This window comes from Endozoicomonas sp. ALB091, from assembly GCF_049310265.1.
Lineage (GTDB): Bacteria > Pseudomonadota > Gammaproteobacteria > Pseudomonadales > Endozoicomonadaceae > Endozoicomonas.
In genome coordinates, this window is the sequence record NZ_JBLYNQ010000001.1 from 1 (window position 1) to 17,227 (window position 17,227).

5 protein-coding genes and 3 pseudogenes are annotated in these 17,227 nt (G+C 50.8%); 5 read left to right on the forward strand and 3 right to left on the reverse strand.

Annotation, left to right across the window (positions count from 1 at the left end; all coding sequences use genetic code 11):
• Window positions 1–2,088 (forward strand): hypothetical protein (locus ACO6UX_RS00005; RefSeq protein WP_422443697.1); only part of this gene is annotated, 2,088 nt, incomplete at its 5' end.
• Here the strand turns inward: ACO6UX_RS00005 and ACO6UX_RS00010 are convergent.
• Window positions 2,085–2,198: pseudogene (locus ACO6UX_RS00010) on the reverse strand (IS1595 family transposase); the annotation flags it as partial. The gene ACO6UX_RS00005 and the pseudogene ACO6UX_RS00010 overlap by 4 nt on opposite strands.
• Window positions 2,199–2,462: 264 nt before the next feature.
• Between ACO6UX_RS00010 and ACO6UX_RS00015 the strand changes: the two are divergent.
• On the forward strand, window positions 2,463–6,218 hold the full coding sequence (locus ACO6UX_RS00015; protein ID WP_422443699.1) for a hypothetical protein: 3,756 nt from the start codon (window positions 2,463–2,465) through the stop codon (window positions 6,216–6,218).
• On the opposite strand, the pseudogene ACO6UX_RS00020 reads toward ACO6UX_RS00015, so the two are convergent.
• Together ACO6UX_RS00020 and ACO6UX_RS00025 are read right to left on the reverse strand one after the other, a co-directional pair.
• A pseudogene (locus ACO6UX_RS00020) lies at window positions 6,215–6,328 on the reverse strand (IS1595 family transposase); the annotation flags it as partial. The gene ACO6UX_RS00015 and the pseudogene ACO6UX_RS00020 overlap by 4 nt on opposite strands.
• 69 nt (window positions 6,329–6,397) lie before the next feature.
• Window positions 6,398–6,592, reverse strand: a complete 195-nt coding sequence (locus ACO6UX_RS00025; protein ID WP_422443701.1) for a hypothetical protein — start codon at window positions 6,590–6,592, stop codon at window positions 6,398–6,400.
• Here ACO6UX_RS00025 and ACO6UX_RS00030 point away from each other — a divergent pair.
• The 3 genes and pseudogenes from ACO6UX_RS00030 to ACO6UX_RS00040 all read left to right on the forward strand — a co-directional run bounded on the left by ACO6UX_RS00030 (window position 6,591) and on the right by ACO6UX_RS00040 (window position 17,148).
• Window positions 6,591–11,729, forward strand: coding sequence for a hypothetical protein (locus ACO6UX_RS00030; RefSeq protein ID WP_422443703.1), 5,139 nt, complete (start codon window positions 6,591–6,593; stop codon window positions 11,727–11,729). The genes ACO6UX_RS00025 and ACO6UX_RS00030 overlap by 2 nt on opposite strands.
• Window positions 11,729–12,001: pseudogene (locus tag ACO6UX_RS00035) on the forward strand (transposase domain-containing protein); the annotation flags it as partial. The gene ACO6UX_RS00030 and the pseudogene ACO6UX_RS00035, both read left to right, overlap by 1 nt.
• 236 nt (window positions 12,002–12,237) lie before the next feature.
• Complete coding sequence (locus ACO6UX_RS00040; protein WP_422443705.1) at window positions 12,238–17,148, forward strand: hypothetical protein; 4,911 nt, start codon at window positions 12,238–12,240, stop codon at window positions 17,146–17,148.
• The last annotated feature ends 79 nt before the right edge of the window (window positions 17,149–17,227 follow it).

Sequence of the window (17,227 nt, forward strand, 5' to 3'; positions counted from 1 at the left end):
GGCTTGCCCGACAAAGCGAAGGTGGAAGCGCTCAAAGCGTGGGAGTGCTGGAAGGTGAACGGCGAATTCAGCCTGGAACTGCTGCGGGCCTTTTCCTCCATGTGTCATGGCAAAGGCTTGCCCGACAAAGCGAAGGTGGAAGCGTTCGTTCAATGGCTACCCTCGGATGAAAATAAGAATATTCTGAAACTTTCTTGCCGAATATTTGCAAGTTTTGGTTTGCCCTCAGGAGAAAAACTGACTGAAAATGAGAAAACACTTCGCCAATGTCTTAATCAGCATGGTTGTACCACTGAACATGGAGACGACAATAGTGATGAAGATCTTTTAGAATCGAGTCAAATGAAAGCACTGGCTCTGTTCTTCTCCGGGCCCGCAACATGGCGCATGAAAATTGCCGAATTCCAACAATATCTGGCTGCCCACAAGAGTCCTCGAAATGACAGAGTGGCTGTTCGTGCTGCGCTGAAATCATTGCTACCGATATTGGCTATCCATGGAGGAACTGGTATCCAGTTCTGGATTGAAAAATATCGTGAAAATCCACGCTGCAAAGGAGTACTCACTAAGGCATTATCCATTCCTGCACCACTGGCTTTAACAAAATTTGCACTAACGCAACTCCCTGAATCTGAGAGGCAGGAATACCTTGAACTTTGCAGAAACCTGAAGCCAGCCCCAACTCAGGAACAGTGGTATGCATTAAAACCACTTTGCCAACAGCTTGGCCAACGATTTGACTTCACGCAATCTAAACGCACGATGCTGGAGATTCTCTGGCAACAATCAGAAGATAACCGCTCAAAATACGCGGATAAGATGGATGAGCTATTCAAAACCTTGCCCACCATCTCACAGTGGCGCGGGTTACATCGGGTGCTTGGACAACACAAAATGCAGCAATTCATGGATGCCTGTCTTGACTATCAGGCTACACCTGAAACCGCTCCTGATGTCACGATTCAGCAACGGTTGCTGGAAGGAATGCTGCTCACAAACCACTCTCTACCTGAACAAGAGAAAATACCGGATCTCTGCTTTTCAAACCGAGCGTCAACAGATGATAAAAGAGGTGTGATGGTCGGTGGTGATCCCGCCATGTCGGGCCAGGAACGCCTGTGGCGCTTTATCACGGCCATGTTAATTGAGCTTGAACAAACAGAATATCAATTCAAGAATCAAAGACTAACCGTTTTGCCAGCCGATGGCGATCCGGTTGTACTCCAAAATCCAGAGTTTACCCTCAGAGATACCGGCTTTGTTATAAAGAACTGGACATTGCAACAGTTAACCGCCTTTTTCAAGGCAACCGAGTTCACAGAACAATGGTATAAAAAGCCTCAGGACAAGCGTAATCCCTATGCGATCAGGCTTGAGGCAAAATTAGCCCAAATGCAAGCGAGAACCAAAGAGCCCAAGAAAGCCAAGCCTAAAAAAATACCACAACTGGTGGCACCCTCTCTGATTATCAGTCTAATCAATTGCAATAAACCATTAAAGCCTGCGGTCTGGTCATCTCTTGAACACTATGCCAGCAGCGGCCAGCTAAACGCCCGTTTATGCACGGCGCTCAGCCCGGTTATCAAAGATGATAAAGACGGCATTGTTCCAGACCTCGTTAAGAAAGCGGTAGTTGCAAAGTTGGAACAGATTGAGGCAGCAAAAACGCCAGTAGTAACATCAATCCCTCAGCAAGGACTTCCAGCAAGGGCAAGCATACCAACTCAAGGGAACCAGGTTTCCAACAGTCGCATTCAAGGGCCGCTATCTGACTTTGACGCGGCAATGGAAGCTCTGGATCGTTTTCGCGAATTGGGAAATGCAGAACTTGAACTGCTGGAACCCCACCGAAGCCGAATGACTTATGTTGAATTAAGCACTGCTATCTGCAAAATGAGCTACGCAGTGGATTCAGAAACACGGAAAGAATGGAATGAAGCCAGCGAGAAAAGGAGAAGAGACCCACTTGGGCTTGATGAAATAGTGGAATGGGATTTTGATTCATTGGCGACATTGGATTCATTGGCGACAGAGTCAGAACTGGTCAACAACGATGACTGGATGGAAGAGTTCCTACAAGGGCTGTGATATGCATTCACACGTTGCCGGTGAAAAACACCTTCTATAACCCATATTCCAGAGGATGACACCAGTTCTTTAAAGGTGAACCCCAAGGTTCTCGCAAGCTTCTCATGTGCAAACACATCTCACAGCCAGACTGCCTGACAAAACAGGTCAGCCTTGTTTGATACCGGCTGCCTGGAACTTTACCGGGCTGACCAGGTCAGTTCTATTGTTGTCATCACCAGACGATTCTCCAACACTGGAAACAGGTAATCCCCGAAGAAACCATGCAGTCACCTTCCTCCTCAGTAACCGCAGACACGGCATCCCCGTTAACATCCACTGAAGCCAGAAGGCACCGGCCAGCAAGCAACCGAAAACAAAAAAGAAAGCGATCCATGTCAGGTTACCAGGTGGAACAGACAACAACGGGCACTGGAACATTTCCACCGCATCAACTGCAATCTGAATCCGGGCCCATCCCATCCATAAAGCGCAGGCGTGTTACTGACAACAGCAGGAGTATTGTGTGTTCTGCAACTTCGCTACCTGCTAATCCGGAGCCAATGGAGACCGAACCGGCCATGCCTGCTGACGCAGCTTCCAGGCTTCCGGGAGTGATCAGTTCCCTATCAAGAAACCTACCAACAGTCAGCGACAACAGGCTATTAACTGGCAATGAACATACCTCAGCGATGGTGCAGGTCATGCCTGAACCAATGAAGGATGTACCGCTCACTACAGAAATTAGTGAAACATCAATTTCAGAATTTTCTGTAAGCCAGCAAAATGAACTGCGAACACATTTAAATAATCAAGAAATTCAAGCAATATTAACGAATGCCGGGACTCTTCTGAAAAACCTCAAAGACAGGAAAATCCAGTTAGCGCGAGACAGGGGAAAGCCGCCCGCACATTCCCTCTTTTCCAAGTTAAAAAACTTCAGCATTGTTAAAGATTCCCAGACTTTCAAAGGCTATTTTGCCAAGGCCAACACGTTCTTTTTAGCTGTCAATCCCCAGCAGATTACCAATACCAGCTGCCTTACCAGCATGCTCTACTCGAAGACTCAGATAAAAAAGTTTGCAGAAGAAAGCGAGGAAAACATTCAGGCGGTTGCTGCTAACCCATGCTTGAAACAGATTGCCTCCATGTGTCATGGCAAAGGCTTTCCCGACAAAGCGAAGGTGAAAGCGTTCGTGGCGTGGGAGTGCTGGAAGGTGAACGGCGAATTCAGCCTGGAACTACTGCGGGCCTTTTCCTCCATGTATCATGGCAAAGGCTTGCCCGACAAAGCGAAGGTGGAAGCGCTCAAAGCGTGGGAGTGCTGGAAGGTGAACGGCGAATTCAGCCTGGAACTGCTGAGGGCCTTTTCCTCCATGATGAGCAGTAGGGGCTTGCCCGACAAAGCGAAGGTGGAAGCGCTCAAAGCGTGGGAGTGCTGGAAGGTGAACGGCGAATTCAGCCTGGAACTGCTGCGGGCCTTTTCCTCCATGATGAGCAGTAGGGGCTTGCCCGACAAAGCGAAGGTGGAAGCGCTCAAAGCGTGGGAGTGCTGGAAGGTGAACGGCGAATTCAGCCTGGAACTGCTGCGGGCCTTTTCCTCCATGTGTCATGGCAAAGGCTTGCCCGACAAAGCGAAGGTGGAAGCGCTCAAAGCGTGGGAGTGCTGGAAGGTGAACGGCGAATTCAGCCTGGAACTGCTGCGGGCCTTTTCCTCCATGTGTCATGGCAAAGGCTTGCCCGACAAAGCGAAGGTGGAAGCGCTCAAAGCGTGGGAGTGCTGGAAGGTGAACGGCGAATTCAGCCTGGAACTGCTGCGGGCCTTTTCCTCCATGATGAGCAGTAGGGGCTTGCCCGACAAAGCGAAGGTGGAAGCGCTCAAAGCGTGGGAGTGCTGGAAGGTGAACGGCGAATTCAGCCTGGAACTGCTGCGGGCCTTTTCCTCCATGTGTCATGGCAAAGGCTTGCCCGACAAAGCGAAGGTGGAAGCGCTCAAAGCGTGGGAGTGCTGGAAGGTGAACGGCGAATTCAGCCTGGAACTGCTGCGGGCCTTTTCCTCCATGTGTCATGGCAAAGGCTTGCCTGACAAAGCGAAGGTGGAAGCGCTCAAAGCGTGGGAGTGCTGGAAGGTGAACGGCGAATTCAGCCTGGAACTGCTGCGGGCCTTTTCCTCCATGTGTCATGGCAAAGGCTTGCCCGACAAAGCGAAGGTGGAAGCGTTCGTTCAATGGCTACCCTCGGATGAAAATAAGAATATTCTGAAACTTTCTTGCCGAATATTTGCAAGTTTTGGTTTGCCCTCAGGAGAAAAACTGACTGAAAATGAGAAAACACTTCGCCAATGTCTTAATCAGCATGGTTGTACCACTGAACATGGAGACGACAATAGTGATGAAGATCTTTTAGAATCGAGTCAAATGAAAGCACTGGCTCTGTTCTTCTCCGGGCCCGCAAAATGGCGCATGAAAATTGCCGAATTCCAACAATATCTGGCTGCTCACAAGAGTCCTCGAAATGACAGAGTGGCTGTTCGTGCTGCGCTGAAATCATTGCTACCGATATTGGCTATCCATGGAGGAACTGGTATCCCGTTCTGGATTGAAAAATATCGTGAAAATCCACGCTGCAAAGGAGTACTCACTAAGGCATTAGCCATTCCTGCACCACTGGCTTTAACAAAATTTGCACTAACGCAACTCCCTGAATCTGAGATGCAGGAATACCTTGAACTTTGCAGAAACCTGAAGCCAGCCCCGACTCAGGAACAGTGGTATGCATTAAAACCACTTTGCCAACAGCTTGGCCAGCGATTTGACTTCACGCAATCTAAACGCACGATGCTGGAGATTCTCTGGCAACAATCAGAAGCAGAAGATAACCGCTCAAAATACGCGGATAAGATGGATGAGCTATTCAAAACCTTGCCCACCATCTCACAGTGGCGCGGGTTACATCGGGTGCTTGGACAACACAAAATGCAGCAATTCATGGATGCCTGTCTTGACTATCAGGCTACCCCTGAAACCGCTCCTGATGTCACGATTCAGCAACGGTTGCTGGAAGGAATGCTGCTCACAAACCACTCTCTACCGGAACAAGAGAAAATACCGGATCTCTGCTTTTCAAATCGAGTGTCAACAGATGATAAAAGAGGGGTGATGGTCGGTGGTGATCCCGCCATGTCGGGCCAGGAACGCCTGTGGCGCTTTATCACGGCCATGTTAATTGAGCTTGAACAAACAGAATATCAATTCAAGAATCAAAGACTAACCGTTTTGCCAGACGATGGCGATCCGGTTGTACTCCAAAATCCAGAGTTTACCCTCAGAGATACCGGCTTTGTTATAAAGAACTGGACATTGCAACAGTTAACCGCCTTTTTCAAGGCAACCGAGTTCACAGAACAATGGTATAAAAAGCCTCAGGACAAGCGCGATCTCTATGCGATCAGGCTTGAGGCAAAATTAGCCCAAATGAAAGCGAGAACCAAAGAGCCCAAGAAAGCCAAGCCGAAAAAAATACCACACCTGGTGGCACCCTCTCTGATTATCAGTCTAATCAATTGCAATAAACCATTAAAGCCTGCGGTCTGGTCATCTCTTGAACACTATGCCAGCAGCGGCCAGCTAAACGCCCGTTTATGCACGGCACTCAGCCCGGTTATCAAAGATGATAAAGACGGCATTGTTCCAGACCTCGTTAAGAAAGCGGTGGTTGCAAAGTTGGAACAGATTGAGGCAGCAAAAACGCCAGTAGTAACATCAATCCCTCTGCAAGGACTTCCAGCAGGGGCAAGCATACCAACTCAAGGGAACCAGGTTGCCAACAGTCGCATTCAAGGGCCGCTATCTGACTTTGACGCGGCAATGGAAGCTCTGGATCATTTTCGCGAATTGGGAAATGCAGAACTTGAACTGCTGGAACCCCACCGAAGCCGAATGACTTATGTTGAATTAAGCACTGCTATCTGCAAAATGAGCTACGCAGTGGATTCAGAAACACGGAAAGAATGGAATGAAGCCAGCGAGAAAAGGAGAAGAGACCCACTTGGGCTTGATGAAATAGTGGAATGGGATTTTGATTCATTGGCGACAGAGTCAGAACTGGTCAACAACGATGACTGGATGGAAGAGTTCCTACAAGGGCTGTGATATGCATTCACACGTTGCCGGTGAAAAACACCTTCTATAACCCATATTCCAGAGGATGACACCCGTTCTTTAAAGGTGAACCCCAAGGTTCTCGCAAGCTTCTCATGTGCAAACACATCTCACAGCCAGACTGCCTGACAAAACAGGTCAGCCTTGTTTGATACCGGCTGCCTGGAACTTTACCGGGCTGACCAGGTCAGTTCTATTGTTGTCATCCCCAGACGATTCTCCAACTGGAAACAGGTAATCCCCGAAGAAACCATGCAGTCACCTTCCTCCTCAGTAACCGCAGACACGGCATCCCCGTTAACATCCACTGAAGCCGGAAGGCACCGGCCAGCAAACAGCCGAAAACAAGGAAGAAAGCGATCCATGTCAGGTTACCAGGTGGAACAGACAACAACGGGCACTGGAACATTTCCACCGCATCAACTGCAATCTGAATCCGGGCCCATCCCATCCATAAAGCGCAGGCGTGTTACTGACAACAGCAGGAGTATTGTGTGTTCTGCAACTTCGCTACCTGCTAATCCGGAGCCAATGGAGACCGAACCGGCCATGCCTGCTGACGCAGCTTCCAGGCTTCCGGGAGTGATCAGTTCCCTATCAAGAAATCTACCAACAGTCAGCGACAACAGGCTATTACCTGGCAATGAACATACCTCAGCGATGGTGCAGGTCATGCCTGAACCAATGAAGGATGTACCGCTCACTACAGAAATTAACAGTGGAACATCAATTTCAGAATTTTCTGTAAGCCAGCAAAATGAACTGCGAACACATTTCAATAATCAAGAAATTCAAGCAATATTAACGAATGCCGGGGCTCTTCTGAAAAACCTCAAAGACAGGAAAATCCAGTTAGCGCGAGACAGGGGAAAGCCGCCCGCACATTCCCTCTTTTCCAAGGTAAAAAACTTCAGCATTGTTAAAGATTCTCAGGTTTTCAAAGGCTATTTTGCCAAGGCCAACACGTTCTTTTTAGCTGTCAATCCCCAGCAGATTACCAATACCAGCTGCCTTACCAGCATGCTCTACTCGAAGACTCAGATAAAAAAGTTTGCAGAAGAAAGCGAGGAAAACATTCAGGCGGTTGCTGCTAACCCATGCTTGAAACAGATTGCCTCCATGTGTAATGGCAAAGGCTTGCCCGACAAAGCAAAGGTGGAAGCGTTCGTGGCGTGGGAGTGCTGGAAGGTGAACGGCGAATTCAGCCTGGAACTGCTGCGGGCCTTTTCCTCCATGTGTAATGGCAAAGGCTTGCCCGACAAAGCGAAGGTGGAAGCGTTCGTGGCGTGGGAGTGCTGGAAGGTGAACGGCGAATTCAGCCTGGAACTGCTGCGGGCCTTTTCCTCCATGATGAGCAGTAGGGGCTTGCCCGATAAAGCGAAGGTGGAAGCGTTCGTGGCGTGGGAGTGCTGGAAGGTGAACGGCGAATTCAGCCTGGAACTGCTGCAGGCCTTTTCCTCCATGATGAGCAGTAGGGGCTTGCCCGACAAAGCGAAGGTGGAAGCGCTCAAAGCGTGGGAGTGCTGGAAGGTGAACGGCGAATTCAGCCTGGAACTGCTGCGGGCCTTTTCCTCCATGATGAGCAGTAGGGGCTTGCCCGACAAAGCAAAGGTGGAAGCGTTCGAGGCGTGGGAGTGCTGGAAGGTGAACGGCGAATTCAGCCTGGAACTGCTGCGGGCCTTTTCCTCCATGATGAGCAGTAGGGGCTTGCCCGACAAAGCGAAGGTGGAAGCGCTCAAAGCGTGGGAGTGCTGGAAGGTGAACGGCGAATTCAGCCTGGAACTGCTGCGGGCCTTTTCCTCCATGATGAGCAGTAGGGGCTTGCCCGACCAAGCGAAGGTGGAAGCGTTCGTGGCGTGGGAGTGCTGGAAGGTGAACGGCGAATTCAGCCTGGTACTGCTGCGGGCCTTATCCTCCATGTGTAATGGCAAAGGCTTGCCCGATAAAGCGAAGGTGGAAGCGCTCAAAGCGTGGGAGTGCTGGAAGGTGAACGGCGAATTCAGCCTGGAACTGCTGCGGGCCTTTTCCTCCATGTGTAATGGCAAAGGCTTGCCCGACAAAGCGAAGGTGGAAGCGCTCAAAGCGTGGGAGTGCTGGAAGGTGAACGGCGAATTCAGCCTGGAACTGCTGCGGGCCTTTTCCTCCATGATGAGCCGTAGGGGCTTGCCCGACAAAGCGAAGGTGGAAGCGCTCAAAGCGTGGGAGTGCTGGAAGGTGAACGGCGAATTCAGCCTGGAACTGCTGCGGGCCTTTTCCTCCATGATGAGCAGTAGGGGCTTGCCCGATAAAGCGAAGGTGGAAGCGCTCAAAGCGTGGGAGTGCTGGAAGGTGAACGGCGAATTCAGCCTGGAACTGCTGCGGGCCTTTTCCTCCATGATGAGCAGTAGGGGCTTGCCCGATAAAGCGAAGGTGGAAGCGCTCAAAGCGTGGGAGTGCTGGAAGGTGAACGGCGAATTCAGCCTGGAACTGCTGCGGGCCTTTTCCTCCATGTGTCACGGCAAAGGCTTGCCCGACAAAGCGAAAGTGGAAGCGCTCAAAGCGTGGGAGTGCTGGAAGGTGAACGGCGAATTCAGCCTGGAACTGCTGCGGGCCTTTTCCTCCATGTGTAATGGCAAAGGCTTGCCCGACAAAGCGAAGGTGGAAGCGCTCAAAGCGTGGGAGTGCTGGAAGGTGAACGGCGAATTCAGCCTGGAACTGCTGCGGGCCTTTTCCTCCATGATGTGCAGTAGGGGCTTGCCCGACAAAGCGAAGGTGGAAGCGCTTACAGCGTGGGAGTGCTGGAAGGTGAACGGCGAATTCAGCCTGGAACTGCTGCGGGCCTTTTCCTCCATGATGAGCAGTAGGGGCTTGCCCGATAAAGCGAAGGTGGAAGCGCTCACAGCGTGGGAGTGCTGGAAGGTGAACGGCGAATTCAGCCTGGAACTGCTGCGGGCCTTTTCCTCCATGTGTCACGGCAAAGGCTTGCCCGACAAAGCGAAGGTGGAAGCGCTCAAAGCGTGGGAGTGCTGGAAAGTGAACGGCGAATTCTGCCTGGAACTGCTGCGGGCCTTTTCCTCCATGTGTAATGGCAAAGGCTTACCCGACAAAGCGAAGGTGGAAGCGCTCAAAGCGTGGGAGTGCTGGAAGGTGAACGGCGAATTCAGCCTGGAACTGCTGCGGGCCTTTTCCTCCATGATGAGCAGTAGGGGCTTGCCCGACAGAGCGAAGGTGGAAGCGCTCAAAGCGTGGGAGTGCTGGAAGGTGAACGGCGAATTCAGCCTGGAACTGCTGCGGGCCTTTTCCTCCATGATGAGCAGTAGGGGCTTGCCCGACAAAGCGAAGGTGGAAGCGCTCAAAGCGTGGGAGTGCTGGAAGGTGAACGGCGAATTCAGCCTGGAACTGCTGCGGGCCTTTTCCTCCATGATGAGCAGTAGGGGCTTGCCCGACAAAGCGAAGGTGGAAGCGCTCAAAGCGTGGGAGTGCTGGAAGGTGAACGGCGAATTCAGCCTGGAACTGCTGCGGACTTTTTCCTCCATGTGTCATGGCAAAGGTTTGCCCGACAAAGCGAAGGTGGAAGCGTTCGTTCAATGGCTACCCTCGGATGAAAATAAGAATATTCTGAAACTTTCTTGCCGAATATTTGCAAGTTTTGGTTTGCCCTCAGGAGAAAAACTGACTGAAAATGAGAAAACACTTCGCCAATGTCTTAATCAGCATGGTTGTACCACTGAACATGGAGACGACAATAGTGATGAAGATCTTTTAGAATCGAGTCAAATGAAAGCACTGGCTCTGTTCTTCTCCGGGCCCGCAAAATGGCGCATGAAAATTGCCGAATTCCAACAATATCTGGCTGCTCACAAGAGTCCTCGAAATGACAGAGTGGCTGTTCGTGCTGCGCTGAAATCATTGCTACCGATATTGGCTATCCATGGAGGAACTGGTATCCAGTTCTGGATTGAAAAATATCGTGAAAATCCACGCTGCAAAGGAGTACTCACTAAAGCATTAGCCATTCCTGCACCACTGGCTTTAACAAAATTTGCACTAACGCAACTCCCTGAATCTGAGAGGCAGGAATACCTTGGACTTTGCAGAAACCTGAAGCCAGCCCCGACTCAGGAACAGTGGTATGCATTAAAACCACTTTGCCAACAGCTTGGCCAGCGATTTGACTTCATGCAATCCAAACGCACGATGCTGGAGATTCTCTGGCAACAATCAGAAGATAACCGCTCAAAATACGCGGATAAGATGGATGAGCTATTCAAAACCTTGCCCACCATCTCACAGTGGCGCGGGTTACATCGGGGGCTTGGACAACACAAAATGCAGCAATTCATGGATGCCTGTCTTGACTATCAGGCTACCCCTGAAACCGCTCCTGATGTCAGGATTCAGCAACGGTTGCTGGAAGGAATGCTGCTCACCAACCACGCTCTACCTGAACAAGAGACAATACCGGATCTCTGCTTTTCAAACCGAGTGTCAACAGATGATAAAAGAGGGGTGATGGTCGGTGGTGATCCCGCCATGTCGGGCCAGGAACGCCTGTGGCGCTTTATCACGGCCATGTTAATTGAGCTTGAACAAACAGAATATCAATTCAAGAATCACAGACTAACCGTTTTGCCAGACGATGGCGATCCGGTTGTACTCCAAAATCCAGAGTTTATCCTCAGAGATACCGGCTTTGTTATAAAGAACTGGACATTGCAACAGTTAACCGCCTTTTTCAAGGCAACCGAGTTCACAGAACAATGGTATAAAAAGCCTCAGGACAAGCGCGATCCCTATGCGATCAGGCTTGAGGCAAAATTAGCCCAAATGAAAGCAAGAACCGAAGAGCCCAAGAAAGCCAAGCCGAAAAAAATACCACACCTGGTGGCACCCTCTATGATTATCAGTCTAATCAATTGCAATAAACCATTAAAGGCTGCGGTCTGGTCATCTCTTGAACACTATGCCAGCAGCGGCCAGCTAAACGCCCGTTTATGCACAGCACTCAGCCCGGTTATCAAAGATGATAAAGACGGCATGGTTCCAGACCTCGTTAAGAAAGCGGTGGTTGCAAAGTTGGAACAGATTGAGGCAGCAAAAACGCCAGTAGTAACATCAATCCCTCAGCAAGGACTTCCAGCAAGGGCAAGCATACCAACTCAAGGGAACCAGGTTTCCAACAGTCGCATTCAAGGGCCGCTACCTGACTTTGACGCGGCAATGGAAGCCCTGGATCGTTTTCGCGAATTGGGAAATGCAGAACTTGAACTGCTGGAACCCCACCGAAGACGAATGACTTATGTTGAATTAAGCACTGCTATCTGCAAAATGAGCTACGCAGTGGATTCAGAAACACGGAAAGAATGGAATGAAGCCAGCGAGAAAAGGAGAAGAGACCCACTTGGGCTTGATGAAATAGTGGAATGGGATTTGGATTCATGGGCGACATTGGATTCATTGGCGACAGAGTCAGAACTGGTCAACAACGATGACTGGATGGAAGAGTTCCTACAAGGGCTGTGATATGCATTAAGAATGCCATTCGCCCCTTGACTGTGGGACGCCGCAACTGGCTGTTTGCCGATACCCCTGATGGTGCCCGGGCCAGCGCCATTTATTACAGCCTGATCGAAAGTGCCAAAGACAATGGACTGGAGCCTTTCGAGTACATTTGTTACGTACTGGAGGAACTGCCGTATGCGGATACGGTTGAGAAGCTGGAAGCACTCCTGCCCTGGAATGTAAAAGTCAGCGGTGCGCTATCCCGTAACACATCTCACAGCCAGACTGCCTGACAAAACAGGTCAGCCTTGCCTGATACCGGCTGCCTGGAACTTTACCGGGCTGACCAGGTCAGTTCTATTGTTGTCATCCCCAGACGATTCTCCAACACTGGAAACAGGTAATCCCCGAAGAAACCATGCAGTCACCTTCCTCCTCAGTAACCGCAGACACGGCATCCCCGTTAACATCCACTGAAGCCGGAAGGCACCGGCCAGCAAACAGCCGAAAACAAGAAAGAAAGCGATCCATGTCAGGTTACCAGGTGGAACAGACAACAACGGGCACTGGAACATTTCCACCGCATCAACTGCAATCTGAATCCGGGCCCATCCCATCCATAAAGCGCAGGCGTGTTACTGACAACAGCAGGAGTATTGTGTGTTCTGCAACTTCGCTACCTGCTAATCCGGAGCCAATGGAGACCGAACCGGCCATGCCTGCTGACGCAGCTTCCAGGCTTCCGGGAGTGATCAGTTCCCTATCAAGAAATCTACCAACAGTCAGCGACAACAGGCTATTAACTGGCAATGAACATACCTCAGCGATGGTGCAGGTCATGCCTGAACCAATGAAGGATGTACCGCTCACTACAGAAATTAACAGTGAAACATCAATTTCAGAATTTTCTGTAAGCCAGCAAAATGAACTGCGAACACATTTAAATAATCAAGAAATTCAAGCAATATTAACGAATGCCGGGACTCTTCTGAAAAACCTCAAAGACAGGAAAATCCAGTTAGCGCGAGACAGGGGAAAGCCGCCCGCACATTCCCTCTTTTCCAAGTTAAAAAACTTCAGCATTGTTAAAGATTCTCAGACTTTCAAAGGCTATTTTGCCAAGGCCAACACGTTCTTTTTAGCTGTCAATCCCCAGCAGATTACAAATACCAGCTGCCTTACCAGCATGCTCAAGTCGAAGACTCAGATAAAAAAGTTTGCAGAAGAAAGCGAGGAAAACATTCAGGCGGTTGCTGCTAACCCATGCTTGAAACAGATTGCCTCCATGTGTCATTGCAAAGGCTTGCCCGACAAAGCGAAGGTGGAAGCGTTCGTGGCGTGGGAGTGCTGGAAGGTGAACAGCGAATTCAGCCTGGAACTGCTGCGGGCCTTTTCCTCCATGTGTAATGGCAAAGGCTTGCCCGACAAAGCGAATGTGGAAGCGCTCAAAGCGTGGGAGTGCTGGAAGGTGAACGGCGAATTCTGCCTGGAACTGCTGCGGGCCTTTTCCTCCATGTGTCATGGCAAAGGCTTGCCCGACCAAGCGAAGGTGGAAGCGTTCGTGGCGTGGGAGTGCTGGAAGGTGAACGGCGAATTCAGCCTGGAACTGCTGCGGGCCTTTTCCTCCATGATGAGCAGTAGGGGCTTGCCCGACAAAGCGAAGGTGGAAGCGTTCGTGGCGTGGGAGTGCTGGAAGGTGAACGGCGAATTCAGCCTGGAACTGCTGCGGGCCTTTTCCTCCATGTGTCATGGCAAAGGCTTGCCCGACAAAGCGAAGGTGGAAGCGCTCAAAGCGTGGCAGTGCTGGAAGGTGAACGGCGAATTCAGCCTGGAACTGCTGCGGGCCTTTTCCTCCATGATGAGCAGTAGGGGCTTGCCCGACAAAGCGAAGGTGGAAGCGCTCAAAGCGTGGGAGTGCTGGAAGGTGAACGGCGAATTCTGCCTGGAACTGCTGCGGGCCTTTTCCTCCATGTGTAATGGCAAAGGCTTGCCCGACAAAGCGAAGGTGGAAGCGCTCAAAGCGTGGGAGTGCTGGAAGGTGAACGGCGAATTCAGCCTGGAACTGCTGCGGGCCTTTTCCTCCATGTGTCATGGCAAAGGCTTGCCCGACAAAGCGAAGGTGGAAGCGCTCAAAGCGTGGGAGTGCTGGAAGGTGAACGGCGAATTCAGCCTGGAACTGCTGCGGGCCTTTTCCTCCATGTGTCATGGCAAAGGCTTGCCCGACAAAGCGAAGGTGGAAGCGTTCGTGGCGTGGGAGTGCTGGAAGGTGAACGGCGAATTCAGCCTGGAACTGCTGCGGGCCTTTTCCTCCATGATGAGCAGTAGGGGCTTGCCCGACAAAGCGAAGGTGGAAGCGTTCGTGGCGTGGGAGTGCTGGAAGGTGAACGGCGAATTCAGCCTGGAACTGCTGCGGGCCTTTTCCTCCATGATGAGCAGTAGGGGCTTGCCCGACAAAGCGAAGGTGGAAGCGTTCGTGGCGTGGGAGTGCTGGAAGGTGAACGGCGAATTCAGCCTGGAACTGCTGCGGGCCTTTTCCTCCATGTGTAATGGCAAAGGCTTGCCCGACAAAGCGAAGGTGGAAGCGCTCAAAGCGTGGGAGTGCTGGAAGGTGAACGGCGAATTCAGCCTGGAACTGCTGCGAGCCTTTTCCTCCATGTGTAATGGCAACGGCTTGCCCGACAAAGCGAAGGTGGAAGCGTTCGTGGCGTGGGAGTGCTGGAAGGTGAACGGCGAATTCAGCCTGGAACTGCTGCGGGCCTTCTCCTCCATGTGTAATGGCAAAGGCTTGCCCGACAAAGCGAAGGTGGAAGCGCTCAAAGCGTGGGAGTGCTGGAAGGTGAACGGCGAATTCAGCCTGGAACTGCTGCGGGCCTTTTCCTCCATGTGTAATGGCAAAGGCTTGCCCGACAAAGCGAAGGTGGAAGCGCTCGTGGCGTGGGAGTGCTGGAAGGTGAACGGCGAATTCAGCCTGGAACTGCTGCGGGCCTTTTCCTCCATGTGTCATGGCAAAGGCTTGCCCGACAAAGCGAAGGTGGAAGCGCTCAAAGCGTGGGAGTGCTGGAAGGTGAACGGCGAATTCAGCCTGGAACTGCTGCGGGCCTTTTCCTCCATGTGTAATGGCAAAGGCTTGCCCGACAAAGCGAAGGTGGAAGCGCTCAAAGCGTGGGAGTGCTGGAAGGTGAACGGCGAATTCAGCCTGGAACTGCTGCGGGCCTTTTCCTCCATGTGTAATGGCAAAGGCATGCCCGACAAAGCGAAGGTAGAAGCGTTCGTGGCGTGGGAGTGCTGGAAGATGAACGGCGAATTCAGCCTGGAACTGCTGCGGGCCTTTTCCTCCATGTGTAATGGCAAAGGCATGCCCGACAAAGCGAAGGTGGAAGCGTTCGTGGCGTGGGAGTGCTGGAAGGTGAACGGCGAATTCAGCCTGGAACTGCTGCGGGCCTTTTCCTCCATGTGTAATGGCAAAGGCTTGCCAGACAAAGCAAAGGTGGAAGCGTTCGTTCAATGGCTACCCTCGGATGAAAATAAGAATATTCTGAAACTTTCTTGCCGAATATTTGTAAGTTTTGGTTTGCCCTCAGGAGAAAAACTGACTGAAAATGAGAAAACACTTCGCCAATGTCTTAATCAGCATGGTTGTACCACTGAACATGGAGACGACAATAGTGATGAAGATCTTTTAGAATCGAGTCAAATGAAAGCACTGGCTCTGTTCTTCTCCGGGCCCGCAAAATGGCGCATGAAAATTGCCGAATTCCAACAATATCTGGCTGCCCACAAGAGTCCTCGAAATGACAGAGTGGCTGTTCGTGCTGCGCTGAAATCATTGCTACCGATATTGGCTATCCATGGAGGAACTGGTATCCAGTTCTGGATTGAAAAATATCGTGAAAATCCACGCTGCAAAGGAGTACTCACTCAGGCATTATCCATTCCTGCACCACTGGCTTTAACAAAATTTGCACTAACGCAACTCCCTGAATCTGAGAGGCAGGAATACCTTGAACTTTGCAGAAACCTGAAGCCAGCCCCGACTCAGGAACAGTGGTATGCATTAAAACCACTTTGCCAACAGCTTGGCCAGCGATTTGACTTCACGCAATCCAAACGCACGATGCTGGAGATTCTCTGGCAACAATCAGAAGATAACCGCTCAAAATACGCGGATAAGATGGATGAGCTATTCAAAACCTTGCCCACCATCTCACAGTGGCGCGGGTTACATCGGGTGCTTGGACAACACAAAATGCAGCAATTCATGGATGCCTGTCTTGACTATCAGGCTACACCTGAAACCGCTCCTGATGTCACGATTCAGCAACGGTTGCTGGCAGGAATGCTGCTCACAAACCACGCTCTACCTGAACAAGAGAAAATACCGGATCTCTGCTTTTCAAACCGAGTGTCAACAGGTGATAAAAGAGGGGTGATGGTCGGTGGTGATCCCGCCATGTCGGGCCAGGAACGCCTGTGGCGCTTTATCACGGCCATGTTAATTGAGCTTGAACAAACAGAATATCAAGTCAAGAATCAAAGACTAACCGTTTTGCCAGCCGATGGCGATCCGGTTGTACTCCAAAATCCAGAGTTTACCCTCAGAGATACCGGCTTTGTTATAAAGAACTGGACATTGCAACAGTTAACCGCCTTTTTCAAGGCAACCGAGTTCACAGAACAATGGTATAAAAAGCCTCAGGACAAGCGCGATCCCTATGCGATCAGGCTTGAGGCAAAATTAGCCCAAATGAAAGCGAGAACCAAAGAGCCCAAGAAAGCCGAGCCTAAAAAAATACCATACCTGGTGGCACCCTCTCTGATTATCAGTCTAATCAATTGCAATAAACCATTAAAGCCTGCGGTCTGGTCATCTCTTGAACACTATGCCAGCAGCGGCCAGCTAAACGCCCGTTTATGCACGGCACTCAGCCCGGTTATCAAAGATGATAAAGACGGCATTGTTCCAGACCTCGTTAAGAAAGCGGTGGTTGCAAAGTTGGAACAGATTGAGGCAGCAAAAACGCCAGTAGTAACATCAATCCCTCAGCAAGGACTTCCAGCAGGGGCAGGCATACCAACTCAAGGGAACCAGGTTTCCAACAGTCGCATTCAAGGGCCGCTATCTGACTTTGACGCGGCAATGGAAGCTCTGGATCGTTTTCGCGAATTGGGAAATGCAGAACTTGAACTGCTGGAACCCCACCGAAGCCGAATGACTTATGTTGAATTAAGCACTGCTATCTGCAAAATGAGCTACGCAGTGGATTCAGGAACACGGAAAGAATGGAATGAAGCCAGCGATAAAAGGAGAAGAGACCCACTTGGGCTTGATGAAATAGTGGAATGGGATTTGGATTCATGGGCGACATTGGATTCATTGGCGACAGAGTCAGAACTGGTCAACAACGATGACTGGATGGAAGAGTTCCTACAAGGGCTGTGATATGCATTCACACGTTGCAGGTGAAAAACACCTTCTATCCCGGATATTTCATAAATAAGAGCAGGTTCCACCCAATCAC

Bases quoted from the DNA above. Each gene is read 5' to 3' on its own strand.
- ACO6UX_RS00015 (WP_422443699.1), top strand. From the start codon at position 2,463: ATGTCAGGTTACCAGGTGGAACAGACAACAACGGGCACTGGAACATTT.
- ACO6UX_RS00030 (WP_422443703.1), top strand. From the start codon at position 6,591: ATGTCAGGTTACCAGGTGGAACAGACAACAACGGGCACTGGAACATTT.
- ACO6UX_RS00025 (WP_422443701.1), bottom strand. From the start codon at position 6,592: ATGGATCGCTTTCTTCCTTGTTTTCGGCTGTTTGCTGGCCGGTGCCTT.
- ACO6UX_RS00040 (WP_422443705.1), top strand. From the start codon at position 12,238: ATGTCAGGTTACCAGGTGGAACAGACAACAACGGGCACTGGAACATTT.